8 protein-coding genes and 1 pseudogene are annotated in these 11,797 nt (G+C 45.3%); all 9 read right to left on the minus strand.

Annotation, left to right across the window (positions count from 1 at the left end; genetic code table 11):
- Positions 1-31: 31 nt before the first annotated feature.
- Positions 32-1,537 (minus strand): annotated as a pseudogene (locus I4V84_RS20015) (amino acid adenylation domain-containing protein); the annotation flags it as partial.
- A 12-nt stretch (positions 1,538-1,549) separates the two neighbouring features.
- Positions 1,550-3,295, minus strand: coding sequence for an MATE family efflux transporter (locus I4V84_RS15700; protein ID WP_207728042.1), 1,746 nt, complete (start codon positions 3,293-3,295; stop codon positions 1,550-1,552).
- Between the two features lie 303 nt (positions 3,296-3,598).
- A complete protein-coding gene (locus I4V84_RS15705; protein WP_148463505.1) occupies positions 3,599-4,585 on the minus strand; it encodes a dipeptide ABC transporter ATP-binding protein in 987 nt (328 codons plus the stop codon).
- Positions 4,585-5,553, minus strand: a complete 969-nt coding sequence (locus tag I4V84_RS15710; RefSeq protein ID WP_118577947.1) for an ABC transporter ATP-binding protein — start codon at positions 5,551-5,553, stop codon at positions 4,585-4,587. The genes I4V84_RS15705 and I4V84_RS15710 overlap by 1 nt, the downstream gene beginning before the upstream one ends.
- 145 nt (positions 5,554-5,698) lie before the next feature.
- Positions 5,699-7,279, minus strand: coding sequence for a peptide ABC transporter substrate-binding protein (locus I4V84_RS15715; RefSeq protein WP_148463506.1), 1,581 nt, complete (start codon positions 7,277-7,279; stop codon positions 5,699-5,701).
- Between the two features lie 142 nt (positions 7,280-7,421).
- The gene (opp4C, locus tag I4V84_RS15720) at positions 7,422-8,291 is read right to left on the minus strand and encodes an oligopeptide ABC transporter permease (RefSeq protein ID WP_173718543.1); all 870 of its coding nucleotides are present in this window, start codon (positions 8,289-8,291) and stop codon (positions 7,422-7,424) included.
- 19 nt (positions 8,292-8,310) lie between these two features.
- The gene (locus I4V84_RS15725) at positions 8,311-9,267 is read right to left on the minus strand and encodes an ABC transporter permease (protein WP_118577950.1); all 957 of its coding nucleotides are present in this window, start codon (positions 9,265-9,267) and stop codon (positions 8,311-8,313) included.
- 97 nt (positions 9,268-9,364) lie between these two features.
- Positions 9,365-10,645, minus strand: coding sequence for an L-serine ammonia-lyase, iron-sulfur-dependent, subunit alpha (locus I4V84_RS15730; protein WP_118577951.1), 1,281 nt, complete (start codon positions 10,643-10,645; stop codon positions 9,365-9,367).
- Between the two features lie 190 nt (positions 10,646-10,835).
- Positions 10,836-11,573, minus strand: coding sequence for an SDR family oxidoreductase (locus I4V84_RS15735; protein WP_195992858.1), 738 nt, complete (start codon positions 11,571-11,573; stop codon positions 10,836-10,838).
- Positions 11,574-11,797: the final 224 nt, after the last annotated feature.

An 11,797-nucleotide genomic window follows, 5' to 3' on the forward strand; every position in this document is an offset into this window, starting at 1 on the left:
TCAGGTTTCTGGGCTGCGCCACCGGCTTTGGCAATGCTTTTTTGTCAATTTTGCCATTCTGTGTTAAAGGCATTTTTTCCAGCTGGATGAAAACATCCGGAACCATGTAATGAGCCAGGGATTCTGACGCATAAGCGGTAAGCGCTTCAACATTGATCTGGCGGTCTGCCATAAAGTAGCAGCAAAGATATTTATTATCCACCGGTACTGTAATACTGGTGATGATTCCTTCGAAGCTGTTAACAACCTCCTCGATCTCACCAAGCTCGATTCTGAGACCGCGAAGCTTGATCTGATTGTCAATTCTTCCGAAAAATTCGATCTCGCCATCTGGAGTGATCTTTGCAAGATCGCCTGTTTTATAGGCTCTTTCTCCGTTGAGAGTGATGAAAACTTCTGCTGTTTTCTCCGGCAGATTGATGTAGCCACGACCTACTCCAAGACCTGCAATTACAAGCTCTCCGGTCTCTCCGTCCGGAAGGATCCTGTTCTCTTTGTCAACCACATAAACCTGAACATTGCCGTTTGGCTCTCCGATGGTAATGTTTTTGCTGTCGGTGATCACCTTCATGGTACAGCTGATGGTAGTCTCGGTTGGTCCATAGCCGTTCATAATATAAGCATCCGGGTTTACTGCGTGAATCTTGTCGAAAAGTGCAGGCGGGAATGCTTCTGCTCCTACGTCAAATACCTTGATCTGGGCAGCTGCTTCCTGAAGCTAGGGCAGATCGATCATATTGGAAAGATAGGTAGGAGTTGTGGTCATAATATCCACTTTATTTTTTACAATTAAATCTCCAAGCATAATAGGATTCAGGATCTCTTCATCGCTTGCGATCACTGCAGTCATTCCATTGGTGAGAGGGAGAAATTCCTCCAGTACCGAAACATCAAATGTCATGGCTGCCATGGAAAGGGAAACGCTTCCCCTGCTTACATAGCCATAGGTTTCCGCATTCTTTGGATTGGGATTTACAAAATTGGCAAGATTGATATGCTCGATCATAACACCTTTTGGTTTTCCAGTAGAACCTGAGGTGTAAATACAGTAGCAAAGATCATGTTCCTTAATCTGGGTATCCGGGTTCCCGGCATTTGGGTTTTCCAGCAGTTCTTCAAGCAGAAGCACCGTACAGGAAAGCCTGGAAAACAGCTCCTGGCGCTCCTTCTGGATCTCCTTTGTGGTGATAATAAAGGGAACTCCTGCATCTTCAAAAATGAACTGTACACGGTCATCGGGATAATCCGGGGCTGCGACAGCAAATGCACCACCAGCCTTCAAAATACCCTGACGGACTGCGTAAAAGTCACAACAGCGCTCCAGTACCACACCTACGATTTTTTCACAGCCAACGCCTTTTTCAATAAGAGAATTCGCAATTCTGTTTGCTCTTTCATTCAGCTGTGCGTAGGTAAAGCTTTCCTTGCTGGAAGCTACAGCACATTTGTCAGGATGAAGCCGCACCTGCTCTTCAAACAACTTTGTCACAGACTGAAATTCAAAAACAAAATTGCTCTTTTCGTTAATGTCAGACATTTCCTGCACCTCCTAAAATGATATTATTGTATTATTCATATCAATTGCGCGGATATAATCCATTGATTTTGAAATCTTTTTCACCAGCTCAATTCCATGGATATCAAACTCCTCATGGTCATAGCTGTATTCCAGCGGATTAAAATTCACTCCGTTGTCTCTTATCCTTAACTGGCAAATGTCATCCTCCAGGCAAAGATTGATGTCGATCCAGTTGGAAGTTTTTCCACCAAATTTAATGATATTCACAGTCATTTCTTCTGCACACACGGCAGCAAGATTGGATCTGTTTCCGGATACACCGTTTTCCTTGCAGAACTCCAGGATTTTTCTGTTAACTGCGCCAGCTTCTTCCATGGTGCTCTTAATGGAAAAATCAAGATTGATTCCGGGATTTTGGTCCGGAACAATATAAAAAGTAGAATTTTTGTGTTTGATCTTTCGGAAAATCCAGGCTGCGATCAGGGTTATGATCTCTGTGGCAACAAATGCAGCACCAATTCCATTTGTACCGATTCCATCAATCTGTTTCCAGATAGAAATTCCTATAAATGTTGCAGGAAGAACTGCCACTGCGTTTTCAAGGAAGGTAACAAAGCTTGCAATTGCAGTCTCTTCAATAGATTCATAATAGCTTACGGTAAATTTATTCCAGAGATAAGGCACTACACATAAAGCAAAAATACGCAGTGCATGAACCATCTCCCGTCCCAGCTCTCCGCCGCCTCCGAACATAATGGTGATCTGTTCTGTAAACAGCATGATCAGAACGAATATGACGGCCAGCACGATATAGCTGTATTTCAGCATTTTTTTGCACAGGACACGGATTCCTACATAGTCTTTTTCTCCAAAAAGAATTCCTGCAACATTAGGAATTACACCAATGATTCCGCCTGTAAGCATTTCCACGATCAGCAAAACATTGTCGCAGACCGTAAATACTGCCATTCCGTCTTCCCCGATCTGATTCATAATGATGGTGTTCAGGCCAAGGGCTTTTACAAAATTGGTTGCCATGAAAACAAGCATGGGCACACCTGTAATCACTGCTTCCTTCACGATTCCGAAATCCTTTGCATTCAGCCGCACGAAACTGATATTCCTCTTATCTGAGCGAATATAGAAAAGGAAAACCACCATGGCAAAAAGGAAGCCAAGTACCGTTGATAAGGATGCACCTGTAACTCCAAGTGGTGTAAATCTAAGAAATATGTAATCCAGCACAAGATTTATCACATTGGCTGTGATCAGATAAACAGAAGCAAGCTCCGGATGATTTTCCACCCCAAGGTAATTTACCATCATCAGACCAATTCCGATTACCGGTGCACCTAACATGCTGATGCGGATATAGTCTCTTGTATAAGTTGTCAAAACTCCGTCTCCGGATACCAGAAATCTGGCAATAGGTCCTGCAGCAGGAAATGCAATAAGAGAAAACAGCAGTCCCACCACGAGTGTGACGATGAAAGTGGCTGAAAACAATTTCGAAGCCCCTTCTTTGTCACGTTTACCAAGCATATTTCCTGCAGCTATGGAACCTCCCACACCCAGACAGTAACCGGTAAGCTGAACTATCGTTTCAACCGGAAGACTCATTGTGACTGCGGACATTGCTTCTACACCAATTAAATTACTTACAAAGATAGTGTCCACAATGTTTCCAAGCTGAAGTGCCAGCGACATCATAATACCTGGAACGATATACTTGTTTAATTTCGCATTCAGCAACCTGTTATTTCTGTTTTCCACCATTCCATCCCCTTTCGAAATTTTGGAGTATTTCTAAACAAAATCAGAATACTCCATATTTATATATAATTTAGCAAAAAATGAAATATTTTTCAATAAAGCAACGAAAATAACGTCAAATTAAACAAAAATAGCTTAAAAAAATACCGGTTTCCCGAAGATATCCCTTTAATGGAATTCTTTGGAAACCGGTAGTATCCTTCCTGATATGTAATTATTCAGCAGACTCCAGAACATGTTTAAAAAGGCTTTCTACAAAATGTACGTCACAATTTGCGGAGCCTGCAGATTGCAGGAAATAAATTTTCAGGCAAGCTCCAAAGCCCTGTGGCAGGCTGCTTTATGCCCCTTTTCCACCTCCTGAAGCACAGGAGCTTCCTGCCTGCAGCGGTCTGTTGCATAGGGACAGCGGGTATGGAATTTGCATCCTGACGGTGGATTGTAGGCACTTGGCACGTCACCCTCCAGAATGATACGCTGACGTTTCTTCTTCACATCTGGAAGCGGGATTGCAGAAAGAAGAGCTTTTGTATAGGGGTGCATCGGATTGGAATAAAGCTGGGCTTTTTCTGCAACCTCAACCACACTTCCAAGATACATAACTGCAATCCTGTCACTGATATGGCGGACTACACTCAGGTCATGGGAGATAAACAGGTAGGTCAGATTTTTCTTCTGCTGCATATTTCTCATAAGATTCAGCACCTGCGCGCGGACAGATACGTCCAGTGCGGAAACTGCCTCATCACAGACAACAAATTCCGGATTCAGGATCAGTGCCCTTGCAATTCCGATTCGCTGCCTCTGACCGCCTGAAAACTCGTGAGGAAAACGATTCAGATACTGTTTATCCAGTCCAACCTCCTGAAGGATCTCTTCCACCATTTCCCTGCGTTCTTCCTTAGTCCCCACTTTATACACCTCAAGAGGGGCACTGATCAGATCATAAACGGTCATTCTGGGATTCAGGGAGCTATATGGATCCTGGAAAATAATCTGCAGCTTCCGGCGCATTTCCCACATTTTTTTCTTATCATAGGTAAGGATATCTTCCCCATTGTACATAACCTGGCCCTCTGTTGCCGGGATCAGGCGGAGAATAGTTCTTCCCAGAGTGGATTTTCCGCAGCCGGACTCTCCGACCAGGCCCAGTGTCTCACCCTTTCTCACAGAAAGACTTACATGGTCTACTGCTTTTACTACAGATGGATTACGGTTCAGAAGCCCTTTTTTTGCCGTAAAATATTTGGATAAATCCTTTGTTTCCAATAAGATTCCTGTGTTCTCACTCATTATTTCTCACCCTCGTATCTGAAGCAGCTTACCAGAGAATTTCCAGCATGGTAAACGCCTGGTTTTTCTTTCATGCAGCGGTCTTTTCCGTAAGGACATCGGGGAGCAAATCTGCAGCCTGCAGGCATGGCGTCCGGTGCCGGAACGGTGCCCTCAATGGTATTCAGCAGCTCTACATCCTCATCAAGGCGGGGAATAGAGTTCAAAAGTCCCTGTGTGTAAGGATGCTTCGGTCTTTCAAAAATGTCCTCAATGCTGCCGTATTCTACTGCTTTTCCTGCATAAAGAACAAGCACATCGTCTGCGGTCTCTGCTACTACCCCCATATCATGGGTAATCAGCATAATGGCTGTTCCCATTTTTTCCCTGAGCTCACACATCAGCTCCAGGATCTGTGCCTGGATGGTTACGTCCAGGGCTGTGGTAGGCTCATCTGCAATAAGAAGTCTTGGCTCGCAGGATACTGCCATGGCGATCATCACTCGCTGGCGCATACCGCCAGAAAGCTGATGCGGATATTCCTTCATCCGCTTCTCCGGAGCAGCGATCCCAACTCTTTTCAGAACGTCCACAGCTCTTGTCCAGGCTTCTTTTTTACCGCAGTTCTGGTGGAGCATGATGGGTTCCATCAGCTGGGTTCCAATAGTCAGAGTCGGATTCAGGGCAGTCATTGGATCCTGAAAAATCATGGCAATATCATTTCCACGGATCCTGCACATCTCTTTCTCCGGAAGCCCTATCAGTTCTTTTCCATCCAGTTTGATGCTGCCGCCGGAAATCCGGGCGTTGCTTCCAAGAAGCTGAAGGATAGACATGGATGTGACACTTTTTCCGCATCCGGACTCTCCTACAATTCCGAGGATCCTGCCTTTTTCTACAGAAAAGCTTACACCGTCAACGGCTGTGTTAATGCCTTTTTTTGTCTGAAACTGTACCTGTAAATTCTCTACTGAAAGTAAAGATGCCATAGCTGTACTCCTTTTTCTCTTAATTAACTCACTGTGATTCTTTCACAGCTCCTGAAATCCGCCAGACATGAGAGTCTTTTCTCTCATATTTGGCGGGTTCCAGGATCAAAAGCTTTATCCGCTTTTGTCCTGTTTCCCATTTTTATTACTCTTTATCCCACTCCCAGGAAGACCAGTTCAGACAATTAAAGTCTGCAACGTTCAGGTTCTTCATGCTCTTGTTGTAAGCGGTAAGAAGGTTCTTTGTATATAAGTAACCCATAGCTGCTTTTTCTACAACCTTTTCCTGATACTCATCGAAGTATGGTTTTCTTGCTTCAAAAGTAAGCTCTGCGTTTCCTTTGTCGATCAGGTCAGAAAGCTCTGTATCCTGAAGCTGGCAGAAGTTGCAGGAGCTTTCCGGATAAATCATTTCACGGCTCTCACTTGGGTCAAGAGTTCCGCCGGAACCAATGATTCCAAGATCATGCTCGCCGTCAAGCATACGGCTCATCAGAGTTGCAAAGTCCATCTGCTCAATTTCTACATTTACACCGACATTTGCAAAATCCTGTACGATCAGGGCTGCACATCTCTCGGTAATGCTGCTTCCAGAGGAGATGAAAAATTTCAGTGTCTGTCCAGCCGGGAAGCCTGCTTCTGCAAGCATCTCTTTTGCTTTTTCAGGATCGTACTGAACCTGAACTTTGTCATTGTAGTATGGGCTTACCGGTGCGATCGGGGTCATGATCGGAGTTCCCTCTCCCATAAGAAGACCATTTACCAGTACGTCACGGTTGATTGCCATATTCAGTGCCTGGCGAACTTCCTGAGTAAGATATTCCTTCTGAGTATTGAAGATCAGAGTGGTATAGGAAGTGGTAGGAACAGACTCTGTTACCAGGTTATCCTGGGACTTGGCTGTTTCCCAGTCATCAGTCAGTACAGAACCGAATCCGATCAAATCAAGCTCGCCGTTCATAAGACCGGAAAGAACGTTTGCGGACGGTACTACACGGATGATCAGACGGTCAATATTTGGAGTTCCAAGATAGTAGTTTTCATTCTTTGTGAACTCCATACGCTCACCATTGATCTCACTGTCATAGATGAATGGGCCGGAACCTACCGGATTTGCCCAAAGGTCAGGAGCATTGATCTCTTCTGCTGTTTTTCCTTCAAATATATGTTTCGGGATGATGAAAACAGTGTCGATATCCTGCAGGAATGTATCAGGATACATAGCCTCTTTTAATTTGAAGGTTACTTCATAATCGCTGTCTGCAGTTACTTCGATAGAATCCTCGGAAAGCTCTGCTCCGGAATCATCCACACCGGCAATGTACTCCAGGTGATAACGGCTCTTTGCCTCTACAGACGGATCAGAATACATCTGGTAGCTGAATACAACGTCCTCTGCTGTAACCGGCTCACCATCAGACCATACTGCGTCTTCATGAAGCTTAAAGGTAACTGCGTCACTGGCATCGTTTACAGTCCAGGACTCAGCAAGGCGTCCCTCAATGGAACCGTCTGCGTTTGTCTGTGTCAGGCGGTCATAAATCTGGTCACAGATAAAACGGGTGTAGTTGCTTGTGGTGTTCAGCGGCATCATGGTATCCCATGCCTGGTCCATGGCAGCTGTTACTACTTTTTCCTCTGCCTCAGCAGCAGCCGGAACAGCATAACCTGCTACCATGCTTCCTGCAAGCAGGAGCGCTGCAGCCTTTTTCATGTTGAATTTCATAGGTCTCCTCCTTTTTCTTTTGTCAGGGATGTTTTTTCTCTGACAGGTTTTGTGAAGCAAATCAGTCCGGGAAACTCCCGGAACCAATCTTATGTCAACGGACTGTCCGGCCTTGCATCAAGACCTTCATGATCCTGAGACATTACAGTTTGATTTTCGGATCCAGCGCATCGCGGATGCCGTCGCCCAGAAAATTAATACTTAACACCGTGATCAGAAGTGCAAGTCCCGGCGGAAGCCAGATCCACAGCTTCTGGGAAAGCACAGTAATGGACTGCGCATCGTAGAGCATATTTCCCCAGCTTGCTCCCGGCGGCTGTACACCCATGCCAAGGAAGCTTAACGATGATTCAGAAAGGATGGCACTCGCCATCTGGAATGTGATTGCGATCAGGATCGGGGCAAAAGAGTTTGGAAGAACATACTTTGTCACGATCTTGAAATTGGAGGTACCAATTGCCCTTGCAGATTCTACATATTCTTTCTCGGATACGGAAAGTACATTTGCATAGATCAGTCTGGCAAACTGTGTCCAGCCGAGCACACCAATGACACAGGTTACAGACCAGACAGACGGTCCAAGAACTGCAACCAGTACCAGGATCAGCACAATTGAGGGAAAAGACATAAAAATATCTGCAATTCGCATAATAACTGCTTCCGCCTTTCCTCTGGCATAACCAGCAACCAGGCCAAGAGGAACTCCGATTGCGCAGCTGATCAGTGTGGAAACAAAACCAACCAGTAGAGAGGTTCTTCCGCCATACATCAGACGGGCAAAAACATCACGCCCGATAGCATCAGTTCCAAGGATGTGCGCTCCTCCCGGAGCTGCAGAAAAGGCAGTGTAATCTGAAGTATAAGGATCCAGTTTCAGGATCATGGGAAGAAAAACCACCATCAGGATTTCCACGATCAGGACCACCAGACCTGCCATAGCCATTTTGTGTTCTTTCAGTTTATCAAGTACCTCGGAAAGATAGCTTACATTTTCGTTTTTCTGTTTTTTCATTTCTGTCTTCTATCCTCCCTTATTTATAGCTGATTCTCGGATCCAGAATTCCGTATGCAACATCAGTGAGAATATTCGCAATAAGAACCGCTGCCGCGATCATAACCGTGATTCCCATAATAACCGGGTAGTCTCGTCCGTTGATTGCTGTTACCATAAGAGAACCAATTCCCGGCCATCCGAAAACCTGCTCGGTTACAACTGCGCCGCCTACAATAGAAGGAATGGACATTCCCACAACTGTAACGACCGGTGTAAGGGCATTTTTCAAGGCGTGCTTCATGATCACTTTCCATTTGGTAAGACCTTTGGACTTGGCGGTACGAATGTAGTCGTCCTGCATAACTTCCAGCATACTGCTTCGCATGTGCCTTACCCATCCTCCGATCTGCTGAAAGGAAAGGACCAGACAAGGCAGAATCATGTGCTTCATCAGATCTCCGAATGTATGAGCTCCGCTTGAGCTGTACATTCCTCCTGATGGCAGAATGTTAAACACAATGGCGAACAGATAAATAAATACCAGTCCTACAAAGAAGTTCGGAGTCGCCATCATCAGCATAGACAGACCGCCGGAAAAGTAATCTCTTCCTGAATTCGGCCTGGAGGCAGCAAAGATTCCAAGAGGAATGGATACGATCAATGACAGTACAATGGAGCTTGCTGCCAGAATCGCAGTAGCCGGAAGACGCTCCAGTATCATCGCTGCCACCGGTCTCTGGGTGCTGTAGGAAAATCCCAGATTTCCCGTAAGCAATTGTTTCAGCCAGGTAAAATACTGAATGATCACCGGCTGATCCAGTCCAAGTGCCACTCTCTTACGTTCCAGCTCTGCCGGAGTAATTCCCGGATCTGCCAGAAGTGCATCCAGCGGTGAACCAGGCGCCATATTCAGAATAAAATAGGCCAATATGGTAATTCCGAAAAAAGTGGGAATGGCAATCAGTATTCTTTTTAATATGTATTTCCACTTCATAGTGTTTTCCCTTCATCTCCTTTTCCTAGAACCTGTTTGAAAAAGTATTTCCGCAAGCTCCCGCAAATTGTGGCGCACATCTTGCAGAAAGCCTTTTTCAACCACGCTCTACCATAATCCGGATAATCTCTTTATCCGTTTCGCACATACCTTCCTTCGCCAGCTGTCCCACGTTCCGGATGGTATTTTCCACACCGTGGGTAACGATTCCATCACCGCCGTAGAACTGCTGTCCCTGTATGTACATTTCATAGCCCATGATCCCGGCATCGACTGCTGCTGAAATCTTGGCTGCGCAGGAGGCTTTCGCTCCGTCACAGATGATTCCGGAAACAATTGCCAGGGAATTCACGATTGTATGTGCAATTACTTCATAATCGCCGCCGTAGAGATAAGCAATTCCCGCACCGCTTCCACAGCCTGCACTTACTGCACCGCAATAGGCAGAAAGAGTTCCGATTCCAGTCTTCAGATGAATGGTTACAAGATTGGAAAGCACCAGGGCGCGAAGCATTTTGTCATGGGAAACCTGCAGCTCTCTGGCAAATTCAATGACCGGAATGCTGGCAGTCATGCCCTGGTTGCCGCTTCCGGAGTTGATCACCACAGGAAGCTCGCAGCCATTCATTCGGGCATCGGAACCGGCTGCTGCCTTGGCTCTGGCACGAATCTTAATATTGTCGCCGTAGGTGTGAAGAAGGACTTTTCCGATGTTCGCTCCATAGTTTCCACGAAGTCCCTCCTCAGAAATGGCTGTATTGTAACGGATCTGACGCTCCAGAACCTCCTTTACATCTTCTGTGTCAACAGTATTGGCAAAGTCGATAATGTCTTCTATATTTAATATGGAATGGTCGGTCTTTTTCTCTTCCTTACCTGAACAGACATCTTTCCGGAAAACAGGCTGGCCGTTTTTCTCAATAAGGATGATGTTGGTGTGCGTATCTACAATGCGGACACGGGCCGTTTCAGTACCTTTGGTTACGGTCAGATCGATTTCAAATACATGCCCGGTGGATGCCGGAGTGATCCTAGGTTTCACCTGATCCATGTAGGACTTGATTTCTTCCTTCTGACCGGATGTTACTCTTGCAATTACTTCAAGGAGCGCTTCCGCATCGCCTGCGATCACACCCGCGCACAGAGCAGCTGCAATTCCCCTCATGCCGCCAGTATTGGGAACGATGACGCTTTTTACATTTTTGATAATATTTCCACTTACTTTAATATCCAGCTGTTCCGGCAGATTACCTAAAGTTTTTCTCGCCACTGCGCCTGCATAGGCAATGGCAATGGGTTCGGTACATCCCATTGCAGGAACCAGTTCTTCCTCTAGGATTTTTACGTAAGCCTGGTATTTTTCATCACTTTTGTGCAATGTTTTCTCCTCGCTTTCGCACAACATTATAAATACTTTAGCACACTATCTTCTTAAAATCAATTAATTCCAGAAATTTTATATTTAGAAAAATCCCGAACTATATTTGTGAATTTTGTTTTTGTTAATCACTTCGCGAATATAATCCTGATACAGATTTTTTATTTGGAATCAGATCACAGGATTCTTTTTAGAAATAGTCATATCCGCCATGAATGTCTACAACGCTTCCATTCATGTATCCATTTTTCAGAACTTCGTATGCCATATCTGCCACTTCTGAGATCTCACCAAAGCGGTGAAGCGCAATCTTACGGTTAATGCGTTCATAGCTTTCCGGAGTGCGGTTCTTATGCCAGCTGGTTTCAATAAATCCCGGGGCAATGGCATTGACCCGGATCTGCTTTGGTTCCAGTTCTTTTACCAGAGATTTGGTAAGGAAATGAATGGCGGATTTGGTGACACCATACACCAGGGATGAGGAATAAGCCTGCTGTCCTGCGTAGGAACCGGTGAAAAGAATGCTGCCGCCTTCGCTCATAATGGGGCGAAGTTCTTTCACCAGAAATACCGGGACAGACAGGTTGGTATTCACAATTTTGGTCCATTCGTCGAAGGTGTAATCTTCATATTTCGCATAGGTACTGATTCCTACGTTGTTTATCAGCCAGTCTACATGGCTCGCTTCTTCTTTGACCCGGGATACAAATTTCATCATTTCATCATAGGATGACATATCAGCCTGGAGCAACCGGATTTTTTTCTGATTTTCCTCTGTTTGTGCATGAAGAAATTCCTCCGCCTGCTCTGTGTTATGTCCATAGCTTACATATAAAATATCGTCTAACGCAGAATTTTCCAGAATTTTCTCCGCAATCCCTCTTCCGATTCCAGATGTACCGCCGGTGATTATGGTTACTTTGCTCATGGGGTGTCCTCTTTTCTGTATATTTTATTACTATTTAGTGTGTTGAAAGTTGTTAAAGGCGGACGCATTCGGACAATGGTGATTGCTCACTCGCCGGCGCAACGCTCCAGCGAACTAACTGCTAACTGCGACTAAATCGTTCAGGAGAGCCTTCACGATTAAGTCTCCGTAAGCAGTGGATTTCGCCTACGCTAAAACCGCGCCTGAAATGGCTCGCTAGAGCA

Source organism: Ruminococcus sp. 1001713B170207_170306_F1 (assembly GCF_015668065.1).
GTDB classification, from domain to species: Bacteria; Bacillota; Clostridia; order Lachnospirales; family Lachnospiraceae; genus Blautia_A; species Blautia_A faecis.

Bases quoted from the DNA above. Each gene is read 5' to 3' on its own strand.
- I4V84_RS15710 (WP_118577947.1), bottom strand. From the start codon at position 5,553: ATGGCATCTTTACTTTCAGTAGAGAATTTACAGGTACAGTTTCAGACA.
- I4V84_RS15715 (WP_148463506.1), bottom strand. From the start codon at position 7,279: ATGAAATTCAACATGAAAAAGGCTGCAGCGCTCCTGCTTGCAGGAAGC.
- opp4C (WP_173718543.1), bottom strand. From the start codon at position 8,291: ATGAAAAAACAGAAAAACGAAAATGTAAGCTATCTTTCCGAGGTACTT.
- I4V84_RS15705 (WP_148463505.1), bottom strand. From the start codon at position 4,585: ATGAGTGAGAACACAGGAATCTTATTGGAAACAAAGGATTTATCCAAA.
- I4V84_RS15725 (WP_118577950.1), bottom strand. From the start codon at position 9,267: ATGAAGTGGAAATACATATTAAAAAGAATACTGATTGCCATTCCCACT.
- I4V84_RS15700 (WP_207728042.1), bottom strand. From the start codon at position 3,295: ATGGTGGAAAACAGAAATAACAGGTTGCTGAATGCGAAATTAAACAAG.
- I4V84_RS15735 (WP_195992858.1), bottom strand. From the start codon at position 11,573: ATGAGCAAAGTAACCATAATCACCGGCGGTACATCTGGAATCGGAAGA.